The sequence below is a fragment of the Pseudomonas sp. BAY1663 genome, assembly GCF_000582595.1.
Taxonomy (GTDB): Bacteria; Pseudomonadota; Gammaproteobacteria; order Pseudomonadales; family Pseudomonadaceae; genus Stutzerimonas; species Stutzerimonas stutzeri_AF.
In genome coordinates this window covers 10,989-35,647 of the sequence record NZ_AZSV01000006.1, presented here as the reverse complement: position 1 = coordinate 35,647, position 24,659 = coordinate 10,989, and the positions used below count along the sequence as shown (strand labels likewise).

Below are 24,659 nucleotides of genomic sequence, written 5' to 3'. Positions count from 1 at the left end.
CTTGAGTTTTAGTTATCGGGTTACGATTGGCGTTTGCGCTGCAGACAGCATTGGGATGCAGTATTGAGAGAGTGCCGGTGCTTTAAAAACGGAAAAAACGAGCAGTAAGGATGAGTTTTAATCATGCTTGAGCAAGACATCCCGGCTCCGCGGATGCCGCCCCTGTATGCGCTGCGCGCTTTCGAAGTGGCGGCCCGTTTCGGCTCCTTCACCCAGGCGGCACAGAGCCTGTACATCACCCAGAGCGCCGTCAGCCGGCATGTGAAGACGCTGGAAGAGCACCTCGCTGCCAGCTCTTCGAGCGCCGCGGCTCGCGATTGACGCTGACCGATGCCGGGCGGCTGCTGGCGCAGGAGCTGAAGATCGGCTTTCGCACCATCGAAAGCGCCTGCATCGCCGTCACCCGCCAGCGCGGCGCGCTGCGGCTCAAGGCGCCCTCGACCCTGACCATGCGCTGGCTGCTCAAGGCCCTGGACGCCTTCCAGCAGGCACATCCGCACAATCGCGTGCAGCTCACCAGCGCCTGGATGGACCTGGATGCGGTGGACTTCCACAGCGAACCGTTCGACTGCGCGATCCTGCTCGGCCACGGCGGTTTCCCGGCGGACTGGCAGCGCGTGAAGCTGTTCGACGAATGGCTGGTGCCGGTCTGCGCGTCCGCGCTGCGCGGCGACCGGCCTTGGGATGTGCGGCAACTGGCCGCTGCCGAGCTGATCCATCCGTCGCGCGACTGCCGCGACTGGCGCCGCTGGCTGCAGCGCACCGGGCTGGCCGACCAGGTCGCCTGGCAGCAGGGCAAGCTCTTCGACACCCTGGAGCTGGGCATCTCCGCCGCGGCGCAGGGGCATGGCGTATCGATCGGCGATCTCGCGCTGGTCGGCGCCGAACTGCAGCGCGGCAGCCTGGCGCTGCCGTTCGGGCAGGCGGTGAAGTCCGGCGACAGCTACTACCTGGTCTGGCCGGGCGGTGGCGACGAGTCGGCCACGCTGATGCGCATGCGCGACTATCTGCTCGAACACCTGCCGGATATTTCCGGCCAGGGTGTCGAGCTGCTCGAGTGATGCCGGTGGCCGACGGGATGGCCGAGCCATTTCAGTCATTGCCGCGCCCACCCTCGGTAGGGGAAAATGGCGGCCTTTTTCTACGTACCACCCGCAGGAGATTCAGCGATGCCCAGCCGTCGTGAGCGAGCCAATGCCATCCGCGCCCTCAGCATGGATGCCGTGCAGAAAGCCAACAGCGGCCACCCCGGTGCCCCCATGGGCATGGCGGACATCGCCGAAGTGCTCTGGCGTGACCACCTCAAGCACAGCCCGACCAACCCGCAGTGGGCCGACCGCGACCGCTTCGTGCTGTCCAACGGCCACGGCTCGATGCTGATCTACTCGCTGCTGCACCTGACCGGCTACGACCTGTCGATCGACGACCTGAAGAACTTCCGCCAGCTGCACAGCAAGACCCCGGGCCATCCGGAGTTCGGCTACACCGCCGGCGTCGAGACCACCACCGGCCCGCTCGGCCAGGGCATCGCCAACGCCGTGGGCTTCGCCCTGGCCGAGAAGGTCATGGCCGCGCAGTTCAACCGCCCCGGCCACGAGATCGTCGATCACAACACCTACGTGTTCCTCGGCGACGGCTGCATGATGGAAGGCATCTCCCACGAGGTCTGCTCGCTGGCCGGCACCCTCGGGCTGAACAAGCTGATCGCCTTCTACGACGACAACGGCATCTCCATCGACGGCGAGGTGCATGGCTGGTTCACCGACGACACCCCGCGCCGCTTCGAGGCCTACGGCTGGCAGGTGATCCGCAACGTCGACGGGCATGACGCCGACGAGATCCAGATGGCCATCGAGACCGCGCGCAAGAGCGACCAGCCGACGCTGATCTGCTGCAAGACCATCATCGGCTTCGGCTCGCCGAACAAGCAGGGCAAGGAGGAATCCCACGGCTCGGCGCTGGGCGAGGCCGAGATCGCCCTGACCCGCGAGGCGCTGGGCTGGACGTACGGCCCGTTCGAGATTCCCGCCGAGATCTATGCCGAGTGGGATGCCAAGCAGAAGGGCGCCGAGGCCGAAACCGCCTGGAACCAGCGCTTCGCCGCCTACGAGGCCGAGTTCCCGGCGCTGGCCGCCGAGTTCAAGCGGCGCATGGCCGGCGAGCTGCCCGCCGACTTCGCCGAGAAGGCCAGCGCATTCATCCGCGAAGTGGCCACCAAGGGCGAGACCATCGCCAGCCGCAAGGCCAGCCAGAACTGCCTGAACGCCTTCGGCCCGCTGCTGCCGGAACTGCTCGGCGGCTCGGCCGACCTCGCCGGTTCCAACCTGACCCTGTGGAAGGGCTGCAAGCCGGTGGTGGCCGAGGATGCCTCGGGCAACTACATGTACTACGGCGTGCGCGAATTCGGCATGAGCGCCATCATGAACGGCGTCGCCCTGCATGGCGGCCTGATTCCCTACGGCGCGACCTTCCTGATGTTCATGGAGTACGCGCGCAACGCCGTGCGCATGTCGGCGCTGATGAAGCAGCGCGTGCTCTACGTGTTCACCCACGATTCCATCGGCCTCGGCGAGGACGGCCCGACCCACCAGCCGGTCGAGCAGCTGACCAGCCTGCGCACCACGCCGAACCTGGACACCTGGCGCCCGGCCGACACGGTCGAGTCGGCGGTGGCCTGGAAGCATGCCATCGAACGCAAGGACGGCCCGAGCGCGCTGATCTTCTCGCGGCAGAACCTGCCGTTCCACGTGCGCGACAACGAGACCGAGGCGGCCATCGCCCGCGGCGGCTACATCCTGAAGAACTGCGCCGGCGAGCCGGAACTGATCCTCATCGCCACCGGCTCGGAAGTCAGCCTGGCGGTGCAGGCCGCCGACCAGCTGGCCGAACAGGGCCGCCAGGTGCGCGTCGTCTCCATGCCCTGCACCAGCGTGTTCGACGCCCAGGACGCGGCCTACAAGCAACTGGTGCTGCCGGTGGAAGTCGGTGCGCGCATCGCCATCGAGGCGGCGCATGCGGACTACTGGTACAAGTACGTCGGCCTCGACGGCCGCATCATCGGCATGACCAGCTACGGCGAGTCGGCCCCGGCCGGCCAGCTGTTCGAGGAATTCGGCTTCACCGTCGACAACATCCTCGCGGTGGTCGAGGAGCTGCTGGAAGACTGAACCGAGCCGCGGTGGATGACTGCGGTCATCCACCCTACGTAACTCCACCTTCCGTAGGGTGGAAAACCCGCGCAGCCGGTTTTCCACCGGCAGGACCGACGAAGATCCCATGGCCAACGCCCGTCCCTATCGCGTCGCCCTCAACGGCTACGGCCGCATCGGTCGTTGCGTGCTGCGCGCCTTCTACGAGCGCGGTGCGGCCTTCGACTTCCAGTTCGTCGCGCTCAACGACCTGGCCGACATGGCCAGCCTGGAATACCTCACCCGTTTCGACTCCACCCATGGCCGCTTCCCCGGCGAGGTCGGCGTGCAAGGCGACTGCCTGCACCTCAATGGCGACTGCGTGAAGGTGTTGCGCGAATCGACGCCGGAGGCCGTCGACTGGCGCGCGCTGGGCGTGGATCTGGTGCTGGAGTGTTCCGGCGCCTACCACAGCCGCGCCGACGGCCAGCGCTTCATCGACGCCGGCGTGCCGCGGGTGCTGTTCTCGCAGCCGATGGCCAGCGCTGCGGACGTCGACGCCACCGTGGTGATGGGCATCAACCACGAGCAATTGAGCGGCGCCGAGACGCTGGTTTCCAACGCCTCCTGCACCACCAACTGCGGCGTACCGCTGCTCAAGCTGCTCAATGACGCGGTCGGCCTGGACTACGTGTCCATCACCACCATCCACTCGGCGATGAACGACCAGCCGGTGATCGACGCCTACCACCATGAGGACCTGCGCCGCACGCGCTCGGCCTTCCAGTCGGTGATCCCGGTGTCCACCGGTCTTGCGCGCGGTATCGAACGCCTCTTGCCGGAACTCTCCGGGCGGATACAGGCCAAAGCGGTGCGGGTGCCGACGGTGAACGTGTCCTGCCTGGACATCACCCTGCAGACCAGCCGCGACACCGATGCACGGACGATCAACCGCGTGCTGCGCGAGGCCGCCGAATCCGGCCCGCTGAAAGGCCTGCTCGCCTACACCGAGCTGCCCCACGCCAGCTGCGATTTCAACCACGACCCGCATTCGGCGATCGTCGACGGCAGCCTGACCCGCGCTTCCGGGCCGCGGCTGGTGAACCTGCTGGCCTGGTTCGACAACGAATGGGGGTTCGCCAACCGCATGCTCGATGTCACCGAACACTACCTGCGCGTCGCCCGACGCGGCCGACCCTGACTCATCGCTGCTTCTCGACCTTTAAGGAAGACCAACATGACCGTTTTGAAGATGACCGACCTCGACCTCCAGGGTAAGCGCGTGCTGATCCGCGAGGACCTCAACGTGCCGGTGAAGGATGGCGCGGTGAAGAGCGATGCGCGCATCCTGGCCTCGTTGCCGACCATCAGGCTGGCGCTGGAGAAGGGCGCCGCGGTGCTGGTCTGCTCGCACCTGGGCCGTCCGGAAGAGGGCGTCTACAGCGAGGAGGACAGCCTCAAGCCGGTCGCCGATTACCTGTCCAAGGCCCTCGGCCGTGAGGTGCCGCTGGTCAAGGACTACCTGGGCGGCGTCGAGGTCAAGCCGGGCGAGCTGGTGCTGCTGGAGAACGTGCGCTTCAACATGGGCGAGAAGAAGAACAGCGACGAGCTGGCGCAGCAGTACGCCGCGCTGTGCGACGTCTTCGTCATGGACGCCTTCGGCACCGCGCACCGCGCCCAGGGTTCGACCCATGGCGTGGCCAAGTTCGCCAAGGTCGCCTGCGCCGGCCCGCTGCTGGCCGCCGAGCTGGAGGCGCTGGGCAAGGCGCTGGACAAGCCGGCGCGGCCGATGGTGGCCATCGTCGCCGGCTCCAAGGTCTCGACCAAGCTCGACGTGCTGACTTCGCTGGCCGACATCTGCGACCAGCTGATCGTCGGCGGCGGTATCGCCAACACCTTCCTCGCCGCGGCCGGCTACAAGGTCGGCAAGTCGTTGCACGAGGCCGACCTGCTCGACACCGCCAAGGCCATCGCCGCCAAGGTCGCCGTGCCGCTGCCGGTGGACGTGGTGGTCGCCAAGGCGTTCGCCGAGAGCGCCGAGGCCACGGTCAAGGCCATCGGCGACGTCGCCGACGACGACATGATCCTCGACATCGGCCCGCAGACCGCCGCGCAGTTCGGCGAGATGCTCAAGGCCTCGCAGACCATCCTCTGGAACGGCCCGGTCGGCGTGTTCGAGTTCGACCAGTTCGGCAACGGCACCCAGGTGCTGGCCCAGGCCATCGCGCAGAGCCCGGCGTTCTCTATCGCCGGTGGCGGCGACACCCTGGCGGCGATCGACAAGTACGGCGTCGCCGAGCAGATCTCCTACATTTCCACCGGTGGCGGTGCCTTCCTCGAATTCGTCGAAGGCAAGGTGCTGCCGGCGGTCGAGGTGCTGGAGCAGCGCGCGGGTTGAGCCCGCCGCTTCGTCGCGGCGCCAGGGCAACCCCCGTGGCCTGCAGTGGTCCCTGTTCTATCGGGAACGAGGAAAGGGGATGCACCATGCGTTATGCCGTTCTTGCTGTTTGCTGCCTGGGCCTGGCCGGTTGTGCCGGCGGCTCGCCGGACAGTGCCTGCCAGGTGCTCGATCCGCCTGCCGCCATCGGGCCGACCGCCGAGCATGAGCAGCGCGTCGAGATGCAGGCGACCGGCGATCCGACTGCCACCACCCGGGGCGGCCTGCAGGATTGCCCCTGAATGCTGAGGTAAAGCAATGAAAAGCCTGTCGATTGCGCTCGTGGCACTACTGTCGTTGGCCGGCTGCGGCCACTGGCAGTCCGGGCCCGATGCACCCTTCGTGCGCTGGAAGTGCCAGGGCCAGCAGCACATCGCCTGGCGCTACGCCGATAGCGGACGAACCGCGGTCGACCTGAAGATCGGTAATAGTGCGCAGATTCATACCCTGCGCAAGGAACCTGCCACGCATGGCAGTTTCTATAGCGATGGCGTACTCGCCTTTCACGACAAGGGTAACGAGGCGCTGGTCTACCGTGTGGCCGACGATGAACTGCTGGCCCATGGCTGCAGCGCTTCGCTGATCAACCTGTAGCGTAGCGAGTAACTGCACCCCGCCGCATTGTTGCGGGGCGCCCTATTAAAAGCGGTGGCGGCGCTGGCATTTGCCGCCCCCGCCACTACAATGCCGCGCCCAGCGTGTGGCGCTTGAACGGCGCCGGCCACTGCGGCAGGCTTTACACGATTAACGACCCAGACCGGGAGAAAGGAAAACATGGCACTCATCAGCATGCGCCAGATGCTCGACCACGCCGCCGAGTTCGGCTACGGCGTACCGGCCTTCAACGTCAACAACCTCGAGCAGATGCGCGCCATCATGGAAGCGGCCGACAAGACCGATTCCCCGGTGATCGTCCAGGCTTCCGCCGGTGCGCGCAAATACGCCGGTGCGCCGTTCCTGCGTCATCTGATCCTGGCGGCGATCGAAGAATTCCCGCATATCCCGGTGTGCATGCACCAGGACCACGGCACCAGCCCGGACGTCTGCCAGCGCTCGATCCAGCTGGGCTTCTCCTCGGTGATGATGGACGGCTCGCTGAAGGAAGACGGCAAGACCCCCGCCGACTACGACTACAACGTGCGCGTGACCCAGCAGACCGTGGCCTTCGCCCATGCCTGCGGCGTCTCCGTGGAAGGCGAGCTGGGCTGCCTGGGTAGCCTGGAAACCGGCATGGCCGGCGAGGAAGACGGCGTCGGCGCCGAGGGCGTGCTCGACCACAGCCAGCTGTTGACCGATCCGGAAGAGGCCGCCGACTTCGTCGCCAAGACCAAGGTCGACGCCCTGGCGATCGCCATCGGCACCAGCCACGGCGCCTACAAGTTCACCAAGCCGCCGACCGGCGACACCCTGTCGATCCAGCGTATCAAGGAAATCCATGCGCGCATCCCCGACACCCACCTGGTGATGCACGGCTCCTCCTCGGTGCCGCAGGAATGGCTGAAGGTCATCAACGAGTACGGCGGCGAGATCGGCGAGACCTACGGCGTGCCGGTCGAGGAAATCGTCGAGGGCATCAAGTACGGCGTGCGCAAGGTCAACATCGACACCGACCTGCGCCTGGCCTCCACCGGCGCGATCCGCGAGTTCCTGGCGAAGAACCCCAGCGAGTTCGACCCGCGCAAGTACCTGGCCAAGACCGTCGCCGCCATGCGCGACATCTGCATCGCCCGCTACGAGGCCTTCGGCACCGCCGGCAATGCCAGCAAGATCAAGCCGATCTCGCTGGAAGGCATGTTCCAGCGCTACGCCAACGGCGAGCTGGACCCGAAGATCAACTGATCGTTCGGCCATGAAGAAGCCCGCGTTTGCGGGCTTTTTCGTTTCTGCGCCGTATGCGTGCTCAGCTGGCGAGCAGCGCCTGGATCTGGCAGCGCAAGGTGTCCAGCGCGAAAGGCTTGGCCAGGACCGGAGCCGACCGCGCGATGGCGCTGCCGGACTCGTAGATCTCGATGGGATGGCCGCTGATGAAGATCACCTTGAGGTCCGGGCGCAGCTTGAGCGCCGGCTCGGCGATCATCACGCCGGAGACGTTGCCCGGCAGCCGGAAGTCGCTCACCAGCAGATCCAGCTGCGGCTTGCTGGCGAGAATCTCGAAGGCCTCGGCGGCATTGCTCGCCTCCAGTACCCGGTAGCCTTCGCCAACGAGGTAATCGGACAGCAGCGCGAGGACGTGGGGCTCGTCCTCGACGAGCAGCACGATTTTGGTCGAAGGCTGGTTCATAGCGGTGATTCTCGTTCGGTTCTATGAACGTTCCATTGCATGGCGCTGAAACGAGGGCAGGGCTCGAACATTGCTTGGAGCGGCCGTGCCCGTGCAAGTTCAGCAATTGCCGGCCATGAGTCAATCACGACCTTCGGCCCCCGATCTTCGGTTGAGGCTGGGCCGGCTTTCGGCATTGGCAGTGGCCTGGGCGCGGTTTAGGCTTCCGGGAGCCCGCCAGGAATGTTGCCCATGACCGACGAGAAGCAGTTGCACGTCATCGCCGAGCGTACCCTCGATCACTATCGCCATCGTGCCGAGGCCTTCCGCGAGGGGACCCGCGACCACGATGTCAGCCAGAACATCGAGGCCCTGCTGCGTCATATCCGGGCCGAGCCGCCGCTGCGCATCCTCGACCTGGGCTGCGGTCCGGGGCGCGATCTCAAGGCGTTCGCCGCCCGCGGGCATACGGCTGTCGGCCTCGACGGCACCGAGGCGTTCGTGGCCATGGCCCGGGCCGAGAGCGGCTGCGACGTCTGGCATCAGGATCTGTTGCAGTTGGACCTGCCGCGCGAGGCCTTCGATGGCATCTTCGCCAATGCCGTGCTGTTCCATGTCCCCAGCAGCGCCCTGCCCAGGGTGCTGCTGCAACTGCGCGAGACGCTGAAGCCCGGCGGCGTGCTGTTCTGTTCCAACCCCCGCGGGCAGGACGAGGAAGGCTGGAGCGGTGAGCGCTATGGCGTCTGGTACAGCTGGCCGACCTGGCGCGAGCGGCTGCTGGCGGCCGGTTTCAGCGAGCTCGAGCACTATTACCGTCCTGTCGGCTTGCCGCGTGCGCAGCAGCCCTGGCTGGCCAGCGTCTGGCGCCGGCCGTGACGGCCGCTCGACATGGACTGCCTGGCCCTGGCATTCGAGTACGACCGGTTCTTGGAACGCCCCGCAGAATGCAAGCCATGCCGGTTGCCGTCATGCGTTTTGCACGGCTTAATCCGTTCGTCGAATATTCATAACTTATTGTTTTTAAACGATAAATAAGTTTTCTGTGTGGTTGGCACGAACGCTGCTCTGTAACGCTCGCTGGAGTCTAATCGGAGTACAGAACAATGACCGCCGCACAACGCTTCCTTACTGCCGCTTTCCCTGAATTCGAAGTGCTGACCGAGCCGCGTCCGGATGGTGGGTTGCTGCTCACCCTGCGCAACGACGACCGCACGCTGGTCAGGCGCGCCCTCTCCAAGGGCCAGACCCAGGCCAGGAGGCAGCTCGAATGGGTCGTCAGCTCGGTTCGTCGCGACCTCGCGCTGGAAGCCGGCATGTCGCCATCCATTGCGCATCTGCAGAGCCAGAGCCGAACGGCGCTGCCGACTTACGAATATGCCTGAGACCGCGGCTGCGGCACCCAAGCCGCAGCCAGCGCGACCGGGCCGTCGAGCCTGGCGCCCATACCGTGAAGCCTGAGGAGGAGTTCCGCATGAACGCCATCGACCTGCTGATCGAGGATCATGAGCGCGTGAAGGATCTACTGACGCGCCTGAGCGAATCCACCGAGCGCGCCCTGAAGACGCGCGCCGAGCTGCTGCATAAGCTGGACGTGGAGGTGACCATCCATACCCAGCTGGAGGAGCAGATTCTCTATCCGGCCTACAAGGAAGCCGGTGGCAAGGAAGAGCTGAAGATGTACCACGAGGCCAAGGAGGAGCACCGCGCCGTCGATTCGCTGGTGCTGCCCGACCTCAAGGCCACCGATCCGGGGAGCGTGCAGTTCTCCGGGCGGGTCAAGGTCTGCAAGGAGTTGCTGGAGCATCACATCGAGGAAGAGGAGTCCGAGATGTTCCCGCATGCCCGCGAATTGCTCGGCGACCAGCGCCTGCAGGAGATGGGCAGGCAAATGGCCGAACTGAAGGCGCGCCTGAAAAAGGAATTCGCCGGCCGGCAGGCGGCCTGAGGCTTAGCTTGCCCTTGCCGGGGCGCTTTGCCCCGGCTCGTTCGACCATGGGCGAAGCGGCCTTTTTCGGCTTTGCTGATCTGCATCAATAACCTGTGCGGGCCCCGCTGAGGCCCTAGATGGCTCAATGGCATCACGCATGAGTGGCTCCTGCAACCGATTCCCTGACAGGCGAAAAACACCCGCCCGGCAGCTGGGAGTGACATGCGCAATGGGACAGGGGCGGGCATGGAAGACGAGCTGAAGGCGTTGTTGCAACGGGTCGGGCTGGGGGCGGAGCAGATTCTTACGCGCAAGCGTTTCCTCCAGTGGCAGGCCGCGGATGCGCTGCGCCTGAACCGGGCCGCGGTGGATGTCGATGCGGCGCACCAGCGTTTCATCGACAAACTCTACGGACACCTCGCGGAATTCGACGTACCGGCGGAAATCCTCAACGATCCCGCTGGCGTGGCACGCCTCAAGCACAGCCAGCGGAGCTATTACCAGCGCCTGTGGAATGGTCCCTACGAGCGCGACTACGTGAAGGACCGCCTGCTGGTCGGGCTGGTGCACCAGCGGGTCGGCGTCGATCTGGAATGGTACCTGGGTGCTTATCGGCTGTATCTGTCGGAAATGCTGCGACTGCTGCTGGGCGATGCCGAGCAGCATGCGGTCTACGACAGTCTGCTGAAGATCGTGTTCTTCGACATGATCCTCGCCATCGATACCTACAGCGCGGCCCAGCGACACGCCCTCGAAGATAGCGAGGCGCGGCTGGCACGTGCGCTGCGCGGCTCCGAGGACGGCATCTGGGAATGGGACATCGAGCACGACCGGTTGCACCTCTCCGAGCGCTGGACCGGCATGCTCGGCCTGCCGACGGAGCCGAGCTACTGCAGCCGCAGCTGGTTCGAGCGGGTGCATCCGGATGACCTGCCGGGCCTGCGCGAGGCCATCAGCGCCCACCTGAACGGCCGCAGCCCGACCCTGGCCCACGAGTACCGCATCCGCACCCGCTTCGGCGAATACCTCTGGGTACTGGTGCGCGGTGTGGTCGAACGCTGCGAGCAGGGCGCGCAGCGCATGGCGGGTTCGCAGACCGATATCAGCGCCCGCAAGGCCGCCGAGGAATGCCTGCGGCATGCCGCGCGGCACGACTCGCTGACCGGGCTGGCCAACCGCCTGCATCTGGACGAGCTGCTCCAGCAAGCCCAGCAGCGTGCCCACGGCCGGGCCTCGGCGCTGCTGTTCGTCGACCTGGACCGTTTCAAGCTGATCAACGACAGTCTCGGCCACCGCGTCGGCGACCAGGTGCTGGTGGAAGTCGCACAACGCCTCGCGCACTGCCTGCGGCCGGGCGATCATCTGGCGCGTTTCGGCGGCGACGAGTTCGTCGCCCTGCTCGGCGACCTGGCCTGCGAGGCCGATGCCGAGCGGGTGGCACAGCGGATGCTCAATGCGCTGCGCCAGCCATTGCAGCTCGGCGAGCGCACCCTCTCGGTCAGCGCCAGCATCGGCATCGCACCGTTGTACCGCAACGGCCAGGCACTGGATGCGCTGCAGGCGGCGGACCTCGCCCTGTACCGCGCGAAAAGCGCCGGCAAGAACCAGTTCGCGCTGTTCTGCGAAAGCCTGCATTCCACGGCGGCGCGCCAGCTGGAGCTGGAAAGCGCGCTGGCGCAGGCGCTGACGCGCAACGAGTTCGTCCTGTACTTCCAGCCGATCTGCCGCATCGACCGCGGGCAACCCTATCTGGTGGGGGTCGAAGCCCTGCTGCGCTGGCGTTACAACGATGCGCTGGTGGCGCCGAACGAATTCATTCCGGTACTGGAGGAGTCCCGGGAGATCGTCCGGGTCGGCGAATGGGTGCTGCGCGAGGCCTGCCGGCAGGTCCGTTGCTGGCAGCAGGCCGGACAGGCGCAGCTGTACTGCACGGTGAACCTGTCGATCCGCCAGCTGCAGGCGCCCGGCTTCACGGCGCTGCTGGCGCGCGTGCTGCGCGAAACCGAGTTGCCGCCCGCCAGCCTGGTACTGGAGATCACCGAGACCCTGCTCATGCAGGACAGCGAGCTGATGCTGAACAGCCTGCGCGAGATCGCTGCGCTCGGCGTGCGCCTGGCACTGGACGATTTCGGCACCGGCTATTCCTCGCTCGGCTACCTGAAGCGCTTTCCGCTGCACATCCTCAAGGTCGACCGCAGCTTCATCGCCGCCGCGCCGGAGGACGCCGATTCGGTCGCCATCAGCCGGGCGGTCATCGGCCTCGGTCATAGCCTCGGCCTGGCGGTGATCGCCGAGGGGGTGGAGCGCCCCGAGCAGCTGCAGTTCCTGATCGACGAGGGTTGCCAGAATGCCCAGGGCTTCTGGTTCAGCCGGCCGAGGCCGGCCGCCGAGCTGCAGCGGCTGTTCAATGGCGAGAACTGCTTCGACGGCTTCTGGGGCCTGCTGCCGCAGGCCAGCCTGGCGCCCCTGGGCCTGGAGCGCTGACGCCGGCGCCCCCTGCGCCACGGCGCGCCAGGGCACTCTTGGCCCTCGCAAGGGTCAACACTCCTGTGGATCTTGATGAATCAAGAACTCGCCGGCCGCCCGCCGGCTCATCCTGAAGGAGGTTAACCATGCGTCTCACCTATTTGCTGCCCCCGGTACTCGGTCTTCTGCTGGTCGGTTGCGGCCCGGACGAAGACCGTGAGCGCGAGCCGACCCCGCCGCCGGCCACCACCGAGCAGCCAGCCGCACCGTCGACCGATACCACCACTCCGCCTGCCGGGACGGGCACGGGTACGGGCACCGCTCCGAGCACCGGCACGTCCGGCGGCATGGCCACTCCGCCCGCCGACAATGGCAGCGACATGGGCACCGAGTCCGATTCGGGCACTGCGCCCGGTACCTCGCAATAAAGGCGGTTTCGCCGAACCTGATCCAGGCACCTCGCGTAGCGCGCGGGTGCCTTCAGCAGGAGACATTCGATGAAGTGGACATTCGCCCCCGCCCTGGCCTTGGCCACGCTGGCCCTGTTGGGCTGCTCCCCCGAGGAGGAGGAGTCGGCGCTGGACAACAACAGCCGCAACCAGCAGGAATATCAGAACACCGCCACCGACCCGGCCGGGCCACGTGAGCTGTCGCCGCCGTCGAACACGCCCAACGAGTAGCCGCCCGGTGTCTGCGGGTCAGACGAACTGGGCCGCGGCAAAGCCCGAGGCCCAGGCCCACTGGAAGTTGAAACCGCCCAGGTGGCCGCTGACGTCCAGCACCTCGCCGATGAAGTACAGCCCCGGCGATTTCTGCGATTCCAGGGTCTTGGACGAGACTTCGCGGGTATCCACGCCGCCCAGCGTCACTTCGGCGGTGCGATAGCCCTCGGTGCCGGCGGGCACCAGTTGCCAGTCGCTCAGCTGCGCGGCAATCGCCTCCAGCTCCACCCTCGTGTATTGCTTCAGCGCTCTGGAGACGAACCAATGCTCGCAGAGCAGCCCGGCCATCTTGCGGGTGAAGACTTCGCCGAGCAGGGTCTTCAGCTCTGCATTGGGGCGTTCCTGCTGCTGCGTCGTCAGCCATTCGTCGAGGTTCAGGTGCGGCAGCAGGTCGATATGCAGCACGTCGCCCGGCTGCCAGTAGGAGGAGATCTGCAGGATCGCCGGGCCCGACAGGCCGCGGTGGGTGAACAGGATGTTCTCGCGGAAGCTCTGCCCGTTGCAGCTGACCAGGCAGTCCTCCACCGAGGTCCCGGATAGCTCGGCGCACATGGCCTTGAGCGTCGGTTCGGTGATGCTGAAGGGCACCAATCCGGCGCGGGTCGGCAGCACGTTGTGGCCGAACTGGCGGGCGACCTGGTAGCCGAAGCCGGTGGCGCCCAGGGTCGGGATCGACAGGCCGCCGGTGGCGATCACCAGCGACTGGCAATGCACTGGCCCGATGCCGGTCTGCAGCGCATAGCCCGTGTCGGTCTTCCTCACCGTCTCGACGGCGATGCCGAGGCGCAGGTCGACACCGGCCCGCGTGCATTCGCCGAGCAGCATCTCGAGGATGTCGCTGGACTTGTTGTCGCAGAACAGCTGGCCGAGCTTCTTCTCGTGGTAGGGCACGCCATGGCGGGCGACCAGCTCGAGGAAGTCCCACTGGCTGTAGCGCGCCAGCGCCGACTTGCAGAAATGCGGGTTGCCGGAGAGAAAGTTCGCCGGCTCGGTGTACAGGTTGGTGAAATTACAGCGCCCGCCGCCGGACATCAGGATCTTCTTGCCGGCCTTGTTGGCGTGATCGAGCAGCAGTACCCGGCGCCCGCGCGACGCCGCGTTGAATGCGCACATCAGGCCGGCGGCGCCGGCGCCGATGATGGTGACTTCTGGGGTTAGCACGGGGTGCCCTCGTTCGCAGAAAAGCCGCGCATCTTACCGTGCCTGTCCGCCAGGCTCGACGGCATCCTGCTTGAGCAGGTGCACGGCCATGCTGCGCAACGGCGCCAGTTGCCGGCAGATCAGCCCGAGCTGGGTCTGCACCAGGCGATGGCCGTCGTCGGTGTCGTCCGGCAGCTGCTCGAGCCGCTGCGCCAGGGCATCTTCCTCTTCGCTGTAGATGGCCACCGGGCGCTTGTGCCGCAGCGCCGCGGCGAGGTCGTCGAGGCTGGCGGCGAGCTGCTGCGCGGCGCTTTCCAGCAGCGCGTCGCTGGCGTCGTCGGGCAGGCTCTCGCGGTGCGCGCCGAGGCCGGAGAGGTAGTTGAGCAGGGTGTGCGAGAGGATCAGGAAGCGGAAGCCGGTCTCGGCTTCCTTGCGGAAGTGCCCGGGCTCCAGCAGCATGTTCGACAGCGTGGTGGACAGCGCCGCATCGGCGTTGTGCGCGTTGCGCCGGGCCAGCCGATAGGCCAGGTCGTCGTGCTTGCCGCTCTCGTACTGGCGCATGATCTGGCGCAGATAGTCGCTGTTGCAGCTGAGGGTGTTGGCCACCACCTGGTTCAGCCGCCGGCCCTGCCAGTCCGGCAGGATCAGGAACACCGCGGCGGCGGCGATCAGGCTGCCGAGCAGGGTATCGAACAGGCGCGGCCAGATCAGTCCGTAGCCGTCGCCGACCTGGTTGAAGCAGAACAGCACCAGCAGGGTGATCGCCGCCGTGGCCAGGGTGTAGCGCGTGCTGCGGGTGGCGAAGAAGACCACCCCGGCGACCACCGCGAACAGCGCCTGGACCTGCGTATTGGGAAACAGATCGAACAGCGCCCAGCCGGCCAGCAGGCCGAGCACGGTGCCGCTGACCCGCTGTACCAGCTTGATCCGCGTGGCGCCGTAGTTGGGCTGGCAGACGAACACCGTGGTCAGTAGCACCCAGTAGCCCTGCTCGGGATGGATCGCGTGCAGCACCGCATAGCCGCCGACCAGGGCGATGCTCATGCGCAGGGCATGGCGGAACAGCAGCGAGGTCGGCGTCAGTTGCTGGCGCACGCGGTTGAAGGCCTCGCGCAGCGATTGCGGCTGGCGGTCCAGCAGGCTGCTGTCCTGCTCGCCCTGCAGCGCGTCGGGGTCGCTGGCGCTGGCGAGCTGGCGCTGCACAGTGGCGAGGTTGCCGGCCAGGGCGCGCAGCGAGCGCAGCAGGCCGCGCCAGGCCGGGTTGCTCTGCAGGCGCAGGTGCTCCAGCGAGGCCTCCAGGTCGGCCATCGCCTGGGCGTTGGCCTCGCTGTAGCGGAACGCCTGGCGCAGCTGCACCGCCTCGGCCAGCTCGCCGCAGGCGCTGGCCTGCAGGCGCAGCAGGCGCTGGCAGCGGAACAGCACGTCGCTGTGGAAGAAGGCCTCGGCCAGCGCCTGGTAGGGATAATGCGAGGAGCTGACGCGTTCGTGCAGGTCCTGGGCGAGGAAGTAGAGCTTGAGGTAGCGGTTGATCTTCACCCCGGGCCGCCCCTGGCCGAGGCGGTTGAGCAGGGTCTCCTTGGCCGCATTCAAGGCATTGACCACCCGGCCGTTCTGCTGCGCCAGTTGCAGGCGGCGCTCCTCGACGTCGAGCTGGCGCACCGGCTCGAACAGCGCGGCCTTGAGGCGGAAGTAATGGCCCAGTTCGCGATACAGCCGGGCCAGGCTCTGCTGCACCGGCTGGTGGGTGAACAGGGCGTTCCACAGCACCGAGAGCAGGCCGTACCAGGCCGCGCCGGCGAGCAGCAGCAGCGGGTCGCGCCAGAACTGCAGCGCCGCCGCCTCACCACGCTGATCGGCGGCGATCATGCTGTAGATCGCGAGGATCAGCGTCGCCTGGGCGATGGTCGCGTAGCGTTCGCCGAGCGCGCCGAGCATCACCAGGGCGAAGGTCGAGGCGGCCAGGCCGAGGACGAACAGCAGCGGGTAGGGGAACAGCAGTTCCACCGAGACCGAGGCGACGCTGAAACACAGCAGCGTCACCAGCAGCGCGCTGAGCCGGCCGAGCCAGCTGTCGTCGGTTTCCGCCAGGGCGCTGGCGATGATGCCGAGGAACAGCGGAATCACCAGTGCCGGTTGTCCGAGCTGCCAGCTCAGCCCCATGCTGCCGGCCAGCGCGATGAACACCCGCAGGCTGTAGCCGAACTTCTCCAGCGCCCAGAGGCGCCGCAGGGACTGGCGGAACGAGGGTGTCGGCATGGGCGGGCGGACCTGGCGGCGGGAAAGGTTCTATTGGACGCCGTCAGCACAACGCTGTCACGGGCTGCGGCGAATTTTCCCGCGTGGTAACGACCGCGCGCGCGGCAGTAGGGTGGAAAACTCGCGAAGCGATTTTCCACGCGGGGCGTGCAGCGATACGCCTCGTGAGCCCTGCACCCTATCCGCGTGGATGGCTTCGGCCATCCACCCTACAGCGCGCGGACCTTCAGCGAGCGGCCCTTGATCTTGCCGGCATTGAGGCGCTTCAGTGCCGGCCCGGCGACGTCGCGTTCCACCGCGACGTAGGCCTGGAAGTCGAAGATCGCGATCTTGCCGACCTTGCTTCCGGGAATGCCGGCATCGCCGGTCAGGGCGCCGAGAATGTCGCCGGGGCGCAGCTTGTCCTTGCGGCCGGCGGCGATGCACAGCGTCTGCATGGGTGCCTGCAGCGGTTCGCCGCTGTGCGCCGCGAGGCTCTCCAGCGACTGCCAGTTCAGCGGCGCCCGCTGCAGTTCCTCGATGGCCCGGGCGCGGTGCGCCTCCGCCGGGGCCACCAGGCTGACGGCGATGCCCCTGTTGCCGGCACGGCCGGTGCGGCCGACACGGTGCACATGGACCTGGGCGTCGCGCGCCAGTTCGACGTTGATCACCAGGTCCAGCGCGTCGATGTCCAGCCCGCGCGCGGCCACGTCGGTGGCCACCAGCACCGACAGGCTGCGGTTGGCGAACATCGCCAGCACCTGGTCGCGCTCGCGCTGCTCGAGGTCGCCATGCAATGCCATCGCCGAGATGCCGCTGGCATTCAACTGCTCGACCAGGTCCTGACACTGCTGCTTGGTGAAGCAGAACGCCACGCAGCTCTGCGGGCGGAAACTGGCCAGTACCCGCACCACTGCCGGCAGCCGTTCGCCGGCGTCGATCTCATAGAAGCGCTGCTCGATCTGGGTGTCGTCGTGCAGGGCCTCGACCTTTACCTGCTGCGGCGTGCGCATGAAGGCCGCCGCGAGCTGCGCGATGCCGCTCGGGTAGGTGGCGGAGAACAGCAGGGTCTGCCGCTTGGCCGGGGTCCGCCCGATGATCGCGGCGATGGCGTCGTAGAAGCCCATGTCGAGCATGCGGTCGGCCTCGTCGAGCACCAGCGTATTGAGCCCGTCGAGTTGCAGCGTGCCTTTGTCCAGGTGCTCCTGGATGCGCCCCGGGGTACCGACGATGACGTGCGCGCCATGTTCCAGCGAGCCGATCTGCGGACCGATGGGAACCCCGCCGCAGAGGGTGAGGATCTTGATGTTGTCCGCTGCGCGTGCCAGCCGGCGCAGCTCCTTGGCGACCTGGTCGGCGAGCTCGCGGGTCGGGCACAGCACCAGCGCCTGGCAGCCGAAGTAGCGCGGGTTCAGTGGGGCGAGCAGGGCGATGCCGAAGGCGGCGGTCTTGCCGCTGCCGGTCTTGGCCTGGGCGATCAGGTCCTGGCCCTCGAGCATCGCCGGCAGGCTCTGCGCCTGGATCGGAGTCATCGCCGTGTAGCGAGGGCGTCGAGGTTGGCCAGCATGGCGGCGGAAAGCGGCAGGGTGGTAAAGGCGGAACTGGGCACGGGCGGGGTCTTCGGCGGCGGAATCGGCGTGCAGTCTAACAGGGCCGCCCGGGCCTGCGCGGCGAACGGCCGGACGGTGGGAATGAAATGTTTTGTATGGTGGCCAGGCGGAACCCCGAGGCAGTGCGCCGATCGAAAATGGCCCACTCGTCACCCTCAGGAGGTCGTTTTGTCACGCGTGCTTTTCCTCGCCGGATTGCTGGCACTCCCCGCATTCGCGGCGCAGCCCACCCTCTATGGCCGTTACGAACACATCAAGATCGAAGAAATCGGCAAGACCCTGCCCGCCAAGATGGACACCGGCGCCATGACCGCCTCGCTGTCGGCGCGCGACATCGAGCAGTTCCGCCGCGATGGCGAAGACTGGGTACGCTTCCGCCTGGCCGTCGCTGGCGCCGATGACACGCTCTACGAGCAGCCCCTGCTCGGCATCAGCCGCATCAAGACGCGTGCCGAAGAGGCCGGCGGCAGCGCATCGCGCCGCGAGCCGCCGCGGGCCGAGCGGCCCATCATCGGCATGCAACTGTGCATTGGCGACCAGTTGCGCGAAGTGGAGGTCAACCTGACCGATCGCACCCATTTCAGCTATCCGTTGCTGATCGGCGCCGAGACCATCCGCGACCTGGATGCGGCGATCTACCCCACTGAGAAGTACACCGCAGGCCAACCGGCCTGCTGAAGCAGGCCGCTCCCGCACGTTTGTGCCGTCCGGCTTCGGTCGAGGCCTGCTTCGCTTATTGCAATCAAGTCGAAATAAAGGATGTTCATTATTTCGACTTGTTATCTTTGCTTTAAACTTTAGTTTATAGGTCGTTAGTTTGAAACTTATATGGGTTCGTTCGGGCTTGTTGATGAGTGGTAATTAAATTGGAATATGATTTGGTGCGAATAGTCATATGCCGCTGTTAATTATCACGTGACCGGCCGGTCGTGTTTCGGGGTGGCTGGTCGATTGCCCTCGGCCTGCGACCGGTCCGCCTGCAGGGTGACGGCCGGCTGTCTGGGGCGACGGTTACGGTGCGATTGAGCGCAACAGGGCGTGCAGCTGGAGGGCTCTGTTTGGCACCTGCCCGCCTTTTTCGCTTGTTTGTCAGACTAAAGTCGGGGCTTTCATTCTATAAGGCACCTTTGTTAGATTCAGTATGTGGTTCTTTCTTGCAATAACAATAAGGCGGAGAACGTCAATGGCCGACAACGATAAACAAAATGCTGCTGCGTACTGGAAGGCGAATGTTCGCCTTATCACTTGGAGCTTAGTGGTCTGGGCTCTTGTCTCATACGGTTTCGGTATCCTCCTGCGCCCGCTGGTGTCCGGTATCCCTGTAGGGGGAACGGATCTTGGCTTCTGGTTCGCTCAACAGGGTTCCATCATCACGTTCATTGCGATCATCTTCCACTACGCGTGGCGGCTGAACAAACTGGACAAGGAATTCGGGGTTGAGGAGTAACCACTATGAGCCAATATTGGATCAACATGATGTTCGTGGGCGCCTCGTTCCTGCTCTATATCGGGATCGCGGTCTGGGCTCGCGCTGGGTCGACTAAGGAATTCTACGTCGCCGGTGGTGGCGTTCACCCTGTCACCAACGGCATGGCGACCGCGGCAGACTGGATGTCTGCGGCATCCTTCATCTCCATGGCCGGTATCATCGCCTCCGGCGGTTATGCCACCTCCGTCTACCTGATGGGCTGGACCGGCGGCTACGTGCTGCTGGCGATGCTGCTTGCGCCCTACCTGCGCAAGTTCGGCAAGTTCACCGTGCCGGACTTCATCGGTGACCGTTTCTACAGCCGCGGCGCGCGCCTGGTTGCAGTTATCTGTCTGATTCTGATTTCCGTGACCTACGTAATCGGTCAGATGGCCGGTGCCGGTGTGGCGTTCTCCCGCTTCCTGGAAGTAAGCAACTCCGCCGGTATCTGGATCGCGGCCGCGATCGTGTTCGCCTACGCGGTGTTCGGTGGGATGAAGGGCATCACCTACACCCAGGTGGCGCAGTACGTGGTGCTGATCATTGCCTACACCATCCCGGCGGTGTTCATCGCCATGCAGCTGACCGGCAACCCGATCCCGATGTTCGGCATGTTCGGTACCCACGTCGATTCCGGCGTGCCGCTGCTGGACAAGCTGGATCAGGTCGTCACCGACCTGGGCTTCGCTGCCTACACCGCAGACATCGACAACAAGCTGAACATGTTCCTGTTCACCCTGTCGCTGATGATCGGTACCGCCGGTCTGCCGCACGTGATCATCCGCTTCTTCACCGTACCGCGGGTAGCTGATGCTCGCTGGTCCGCCGGCTGGACGCTGGTCTTCATCGCCCTGCTGTATCTGACCGCACCGGCCGTTGCCTCCATGGCGCGCCTGAACCTGGTACAGACCATCTATCCGGAAGGTCCGCAGGCCGAAGCGATCCGTTACGAAGATCGTCCGGAGTGGGTGCAGACCTGGGAACATACCGGTCTGATCAAGTGGGAAGACAAGAACAGCGATGGCCGTGTGCAGATGTACAACGACGCCAACGCCACCTTCGCCCCGACCGCCCAAGAGCGCGGCTGGAACGGTAACGAGCTGACCGTCAACAACGACATCATCGTGCTGGCCAACCCGGAAATCGCCAACCTGCCGAGCTGGGTCATCGGTCTGATCGCCGCGGGTGCCATTGCCGCTGCACTGTCGACCGCTGCCGGCCTGCTGCTGGCGATCTCCTCGGCGATCAGCCACGACCTGATCAAGACCCTGATCAATCCGAAGATCAGCGAGAAGAGCGAGATGAGGGCCGCCCGTATCTCCATGACGGCAGCCATCCTCCTGGCGACCTATCTGGGTCTGAACCCTCCGGGCTTTGCGGCCCAGGTGGTGGCCCTGGCGTTCGGTCTCGCGGCAGCGAGCCTGTTCCCGGCGCTGATGATGGGTATCTTCTCCAAGCGCGTGAACAGCGCGGGTGCCGTGGCCGGTATGCTGGTGGGTGTGGTGAGCACCGCCGTGTACATCTTCCTGTACCTGGCTGGTTCTTCATCCCGGGCACCGCGACCCTGGCCAACACGCCTGACCAGTGGTGGATGGGGATTTCCCCGCAGGCCTTCGGTGCCGTAGGTGCCATCCTGAACTTCGCCGTGGCCTACGCGGTGTCGATGGCCACCCAGGCACCGCCGCAGGAGATCCAGGACCTGGTCGAGAGCGTGCGTACCCCGAAGGGTGCTGGCGCTGCGCTTGATCACTAACTGATAATGCAACCGGACGTCAGACCTGGTCTGGCACGAGGTTGAGGTACAAGTCGGGCTTCCATCTGGAAGCCCGATTTTTTAGGGGGACTCGTATATGTTCTGGCATCTAATCGCGGCGGCAGCCGCCGCCGCTGCCGCCGCGGGGATCGCACTGCTGTTGCGTTCCTTGACGCGCAAGCGGCTGCCGAAGTGGATCGTTCCGGTATTTGCCGGCTTGGGCATGCTGGCATATGCCATTCACTACGAATACACCTGGTTCGCCAGCACCCAGGCGCGCCTGCCGGAAGGCTCCCTGGTGGTGTCGAGCGAAAAGGGCGGCATGCTCTGGCGGCCCTGGACGATGATGTATCCCATGCCGCTGGCCTATACGGTGCTGGATGACGCGAATGCGCAGGTCCAGGACACCGAGCAAGGGCGTGTTGCCCGCTTCGTGCTGTATCGCTTCGAGAAGAGCAGCCTGATGTCCACCGTGCGAAGTGCTCGCTATCAGCTGCTGTGCAGCGAGAAGGCGATGTTCAGGCTCAACGAGGCCGGCGAGGCGAAGGCCGAGACACTGACTCGGCTGGAGCCGGCTTCACCGCTCTATCAGGCCATCTGCGGGCGCGATCGGTAAGCGCTCGCCTCGACGTATGGCGGCCGCGCATCAGCACCGTCCGATGCGCGCTCCGGGGTGACGCGGGGGACAGGCGGTCGTCCCCTGCGGCCGCAGCGCGCAGGTCGCTGGAGCATCGGCTCAGATCGAATTGAATGCGGCCTTGCGCGCGCGCTGCCAGCACCTGAGCCGCTGGGCCAGCTCGTCGAAGTGCTGCAGTCCCGTGCGCTGGGCGCGGTTGAGCAGTATCAGGGCGATTTCCGCCGTGGCCATGGCATCGGCTGCCGCGTTGTGGCGCTGCGGAATGTGGATGTTGAACTGGTCGAGCCAGTGATCCAGGCCGCCGCGATGGATCATCGCTTCCGGAAACAGCATGGGCGCCAGATCCGCTACGTCGAGGAAGGTGTGCTCCAGGTTGTAACCCAGTTCGTTTTTCAGTGCGCGGGCCAGCATGCGCTGATCGAAGGGCGCGTGAAAGGCCAGTATGACGCTGTCGGCGGCGAACTCCATGAAACTGAGCAGTGCTTCGGTCGGCGGCAACCCGCTGGCCAGCTCGCTGGGGGCGATGCCGTGTATCAGCACGCTTTCGGTGAGCTTGACCTGGCGGCACAGGGTGCATTCGAACTGCTGGGAATAGTCGATGGCACCGTCTTCGATGACCACCGCGCCGATGGCGATGACCAGGTCGCGCTTGAGGTGCAGCCCGGTGGTTTCCAGGTCGAGCACCACCAGCCGCTGTTCACGCAGGGGGACGGCCTTGGGAAGCGTCGGCCGTGGCAGCTCGGCGATGCGCCGCTGCTGCTCGTGGGGGAGCTTCGGCCCGCGTGGGTTGAACCAGAACATACTCATAACTGATAGCGCACCGCGAGACTGGCCTGTAGACGCTGGGCCTGGCGGAAGGATTCGCGCAGGATTCGGCGGTCGAGCACATTGAGCGTATCCGGATCCAGGCGGTTGGAATAGGGCAATCCGTCGCGTGCCTGCTGTTGATGGTGCTGCATGCGCGTCTGCTGGATGAAATGGTAGGCCTCTTCGTAGGCCGCGCCGTCCTTGTCCTCGATGACGCCTTTTTCCACCAGCTTGCGCAGCCGCTCGAGCGTGTTGCAGCTGCCGATGCCATTGCTCAGCGCCAGCAGGCGGGCACCGTCGACGAAGGGCGTCAGGCCCTGCACCTTGAGGTCCAGGGTGTCCTTGGTTTCGCCCTTGCGGGCCACGACGAAATCGCGGAAGCGGCCGACCGGTGGCCGATGGCGCAGGGCGTTGTCGGCCATCATGCGCTGGAACAGGCTGTTGTCGGCGATTTCCTCGAGCAGGTTCTGGCGCAGCTGCTCGCAGCCTTCGGGCGAGCCCCAGATGGCGCGCAGGTCGAAATAGATGGTGCTGCTGAGCAGGTTTTCCGGCGTCGCCTCGCGGATGAACGAGCTGAAGCGGCGGCTCCATTCCTGGTGCGACAGGCACAGCTGCGGATTGCTGGCCATGATGTTGCCCTTGCACAGGGTAAAGCCGCAGGTATCGAGGTCGCGGTTGATGCGTTCGGCCAGCGGCAGCAGGCGCCCGCGGATGTGCGCGGCTTCGGCGGCGTCGGCGGCCTCGAAGAGCATGCCGTTGTCCTGGTCGGTGTGCAGGGTCTGTTCCTGGCGGCCTTCGCTGCCGAAGCACAGCCAGGTGAACGGAATGCCGGGATCGCCCATATTGGCGATGGCCAGTTCGATCACCCGGCAGACGGTGTGGTCGTTGAGCAGGGTGACGATGTGGGTGATCTGCGCCGAGGAGGCGCCGTGGGCCAGCATGTTGTCGACCAGCTGCCGGATGCGGCTGCGAATGACCACCAGCGCATCGACGCTGTCCGCATGGCGGATGGTTTGCGCCAGGTGCACCAGGTCCACGCGCTGCAGGGAGAACAGGTCGCGCTCGGATATCACCCCGCACAGCAGGCCGTCCTCCACCACACAGACATGCGCGATGTGCCGCTCGGTCATGGCGATCGCCGCGTCGAAGGCGGTGGCGTCCGGCGGCAGGTAGAACGGATCGTGCGTCATGAACTGCGCGATCGGCTGGCTCAGATCGGTGGTGCCGCTGCCGATGACCCGGCGCAGGTCGCGCAGGGTGAAGATGCCCTGCGGATGGAGGGCTTCATCGACGATGACGATGCTGCCGACGTTCTCCTCCTGCATCAGCGCCACCGCCTCGTTCAGCGGCCGGCTGGGCAGGCAGGACACCGGATGGTGCAGTGCCAGGTCGCCGATGCTGGTTTCCAGCGAGAAGTTCTCGCCGAGGCTTTCCACGGCGCGCATCTGCGCCTGCTGGTTGACCAGGTCGAGCAGGCTGCTCACGCCACGTATGGCGAAGTCGCGAAACACGTCGGAGCTGGACACCAGCTTGACGAAGGCCGGTTTGTTCAGCAGGAAGCAGAAGGTGTCTTCGGCCGCCAGGTGCGCGGTGCGGGTGGCGCGCTCGCCCATGAGGGCGGCCATCGGGAAGCACTCGCCGACGATGACCTCGAAGGTGGTGTCGGTGCCGCGCTTGGCGGTATGGGGGCGCTGGCCGTGGACGCGGCCCTGCTTGACGATGAAGAAGTGCTGCACCACGCCATCGTCCGGTGAAATGATGCAGTCGCCTTCGGCATAGAAGCGCAGCTCGCAATTCTCGACGAGATAGGCGAGGTGCGTCGGCTCCATCTGGTTGAACGGGGCGTACTTGCGCAGGAATTCCATGGTGCCGTGGATGTTCTGCAGTACAGCCGTCTTCCCTGCCTGGGCGAAGGCGTCAGGTGTGCTCATGGGTGATTTCCATTTTTTGTCCATGGTGGGCCGTGGGCCGGTTCGGCCCAATTGGACGTAAGTCTAGTCAGCGCGGGTATCCCGGAAGCTGATCGGGGTCAGCCCGGCGTTTCAGGGTGTTGCGGCGGGGCGGGAGAC

20 protein-coding genes and 3 pseudogenes are annotated in these 24,659 nt (G+C 65.8%); 17 read left to right on the top strand and 6 right to left on the bottom strand.

Annotated elements, in window-relative coordinates; translation table 11 throughout:
• The first annotated feature begins 123 nt into the window (after nucleotides 1-123).
• The 7 genes and pseudogenes from BAY1663_RS03295 to fba all read left to right on the top strand — a co-directional run bounded on the left by BAY1663_RS03295 (nucleotide 124) and on the right by fba (nucleotide 7,404).
• Nucleotides 124-1,061: pseudogene (locus tag BAY1663_RS03295) on the top strand (LysR substrate-binding domain-containing protein).
• Nucleotides 1,062-1,169: 108 nt separating this feature from the next.
• Nucleotides 1,170-3,167 (top strand): transketolase, encoded by a 1,998-nt coding sequence (gene tkt / locus BAY1663_RS03290; RefSeq protein WP_037037936.1) that lies wholly within the window; start codon nucleotides 1,170-1,172, stop codon nucleotides 3,165-3,167.
• A 109-nt stretch (nucleotides 3,168-3,276) separates the two neighbouring features.
• Nucleotides 3,277-4,329 (top strand): erythrose-4-phosphate dehydrogenase, encoded by a 1,053-nt coding sequence (epd, locus tag BAY1663_RS03285; protein WP_037037935.1) that lies wholly within the window; start codon nucleotides 3,277-3,279, stop codon nucleotides 4,327-4,329.
• Between the two features lie 36 nt (nucleotides 4,330-4,365).
• Nucleotides 4,366-5,526 carry a phosphoglycerate kinase gene (locus tag BAY1663_RS03280; protein ID WP_037037934.1) on the top strand — a complete coding sequence of 387 codons (1,161 nt, stop codon included), beginning with the start codon at nucleotides 4,366-4,368 and terminating at the stop codon, nucleotides 5,524-5,526.
• An 86-nt stretch (nucleotides 5,527-5,612) separates the two neighbouring features.
• The gene (locus tag BAY1663_RS03275; protein ID WP_037037933.1) at nucleotides 5,613-5,807 is read left to right on the top strand and encodes a hypothetical protein; all 195 of its coding nucleotides are present in this window, start codon (nucleotides 5,613-5,615) and stop codon (nucleotides 5,805-5,807) included.
• Between the two features lie 16 nt (nucleotides 5,808-5,823).
• Nucleotides 5,824-6,159, top strand: coding sequence for an MliC family protein (locus tag BAY1663_RS03270; protein ID WP_037037931.1), 336 nt, complete (start codon nucleotides 5,824-5,826; stop codon nucleotides 6,157-6,159).
• Nucleotides 6,160-6,339: 180 nt separating this feature from the next.
• On the top strand, nucleotides 6,340-7,404 hold the full coding sequence (fba, locus tag BAY1663_RS03265; protein WP_037037929.1) for a class II fructose-bisphosphate aldolase: 1,065 nt from the start codon (nucleotides 6,340-6,342) through the stop codon (nucleotides 7,402-7,404).
• A 61-nt stretch (nucleotides 7,405-7,465) separates the two neighbouring features.
• Here fba and BAY1663_RS03260 read toward each other — a convergent pair whose 3' ends face one another.
• Nucleotides 7,466-7,846 (bottom strand): response regulator, encoded by a 381-nt coding sequence (locus tag BAY1663_RS03260; RefSeq protein ID WP_037037927.1) that lies wholly within the window; start codon nucleotides 7,844-7,846, stop codon nucleotides 7,466-7,468.
• Between the two features lie 231 nt (nucleotides 7,847-8,077).
• On the opposite strand from BAY1663_RS03260, the gene BAY1663_RS03255 reads away from it, so the two are divergent.
• The 6 genes from BAY1663_RS03255 (at nucleotide 8,078) to BAY1663_RS03230 (ending at nucleotide 12,898) form a co-directional block, all read left to right on the top strand.
• Nucleotides 8,078-8,701, top strand: coding sequence for a bifunctional 2-polyprenyl-6-hydroxyphenol methylase/3-demethylubiquinol 3-O-methyltransferase UbiG (locus BAY1663_RS03255; RefSeq protein WP_037037925.1), 624 nt, complete (start codon nucleotides 8,078-8,080; stop codon nucleotides 8,699-8,701).
• 227 nt (nucleotides 8,702-8,928) lie between these two features.
• Nucleotides 8,929-9,207, top strand: coding sequence for a DUF3509 domain-containing protein (locus BAY1663_RS03250; protein ID WP_037037924.1), 279 nt, complete (start codon nucleotides 8,929-8,931; stop codon nucleotides 9,205-9,207).
• 89 nt (nucleotides 9,208-9,296) lie between these two features.
• On the top strand, nucleotides 9,297-9,770 hold the full coding sequence (locus BAY1663_RS03245; protein ID WP_037037922.1) for a hemerythrin domain-containing protein: 474 nt from the start codon (nucleotides 9,297-9,299) through the stop codon (nucleotides 9,768-9,770).
• A 228-nt stretch (nucleotides 9,771-9,998) separates the two neighbouring features.
• Nucleotides 9,999-12,236 carry a bifunctional diguanylate cyclase/phosphodiesterase gene (locus BAY1663_RS03240; RefSeq protein ID WP_037037920.1) on the top strand — a complete coding sequence of 746 codons (2,238 nt, stop codon included), beginning with the start codon at nucleotides 9,999-10,001 and terminating at the stop codon, nucleotides 12,234-12,236.
• 128 nt (nucleotides 12,237-12,364) lie between these two features.
• Complete coding sequence (locus BAY1663_RS03235) at nucleotides 12,365-12,646, top strand: hypothetical protein (protein ID WP_037037919.1); 282 nt, start codon at nucleotides 12,365-12,367, stop codon at nucleotides 12,644-12,646.
• A 69-nt stretch (nucleotides 12,647-12,715) separates the two neighbouring features.
• Complete coding sequence (locus BAY1663_RS03230) at nucleotides 12,716-12,898, top strand: hypothetical protein (protein ID WP_037037917.1); 183 nt, start codon at nucleotides 12,716-12,718, stop codon at nucleotides 12,896-12,898.
• 18 nt (nucleotides 12,899-12,916) lie between these two features.
• On the opposite strand, the gene BAY1663_RS03225 is transcribed toward BAY1663_RS03230, so the two are convergent.
• The 3 genes and pseudogenes from BAY1663_RS03225 to dbpA form a co-directional block, all read right to left on the bottom strand.
• The gene (locus BAY1663_RS03225) at nucleotides 12,917-14,101 is read right to left on the bottom strand and encodes an NAD(P)/FAD-dependent oxidoreductase (protein ID WP_037037916.1); all 1,185 of its coding nucleotides are present in this window, start codon (nucleotides 14,099-14,101) and stop codon (nucleotides 12,917-12,919) included.
• A 33-nt stretch (nucleotides 14,102-14,134) separates the two neighbouring features.
• Nucleotides 14,135-16,336: a YccS family putative transporter gene (yccS, locus tag BAY1663_RS03220; RefSeq protein ID WP_037037915.1), complete on the bottom strand. Its 2,202-nt coding sequence runs from the start codon at nucleotides 16,334-16,336 to the stop codon at nucleotides 14,135-14,137.
• 209 nt (nucleotides 16,337-16,545) lie between these two features.
• Nucleotides 16,546-17,924, bottom strand: a pseudogene (gene dbpA, locus BAY1663_RS03215) (ATP-dependent RNA helicase DbpA).
• Nucleotides 17,925-18,093: 169 nt separating this feature from the next.
• On the opposite strand from dbpA, the gene BAY1663_RS03210 reads away from it, so the two are divergent.
• From BAY1663_RS03210 to BAY1663_RS03195, 4 genes and pseudogenes are all read left to right on the top strand, one after another.
• Nucleotides 18,094-18,603 carry an ATP-dependent zinc protease gene (locus tag BAY1663_RS03210; RefSeq protein WP_037037914.1) on the top strand — a complete coding sequence of 170 codons (510 nt, stop codon included), beginning with the start codon at nucleotides 18,094-18,096 and terminating at the stop codon, nucleotides 18,601-18,603.
• A gap of 505 nt (nucleotides 18,604-19,108) precedes the next feature.
• Nucleotides 19,109-19,372, top strand: a complete 264-nt coding sequence (locus BAY1663_RS03205) for a DUF4212 domain-containing protein (protein ID WP_037037913.1) — start codon at nucleotides 19,109-19,111, stop codon at nucleotides 19,370-19,372.
• Between the two features lie 5 nt (nucleotides 19,373-19,377).
• A pseudogene (locus BAY1663_RS03200) lies at nucleotides 19,378-21,146 on the top strand (sodium:solute symporter family protein).
• A 97-nt stretch (nucleotides 21,147-21,243) separates the two neighbouring features.
• Entirely contained in the window at nucleotides 21,244-21,762 is a 519-nt protein-coding gene (locus tag BAY1663_RS03195) for a hypothetical protein (protein WP_037037912.1), read from the top strand.
• Between the two features lie 120 nt (nucleotides 21,763-21,882).
• On the opposite strand, the gene BAY1663_RS03190 is transcribed toward BAY1663_RS03195, so the two are convergent.
• Nucleotides 21,883-22,590: a PolC-type DNA polymerase III gene (locus BAY1663_RS03190; RefSeq protein ID WP_037037911.1), complete on the bottom strand. Its 708-nt coding sequence runs from the start codon at nucleotides 22,588-22,590 to the stop codon at nucleotides 21,883-21,885.
• The gene (locus tag BAY1663_RS03185; RefSeq protein ID WP_037037909.1) at nucleotides 22,587-24,521 is read right to left on the bottom strand and encodes a putative nucleotidyltransferase substrate binding domain-containing protein; all 1,935 of its coding nucleotides are present in this window, start codon (nucleotides 24,519-24,521) and stop codon (nucleotides 22,587-22,589) included. Before BAY1663_RS03185 ends, BAY1663_RS03190 begins: the two co-directional genes overlap by 4 nt.
• Nucleotides 24,522-24,659 lie beyond the last annotated feature (138 nt).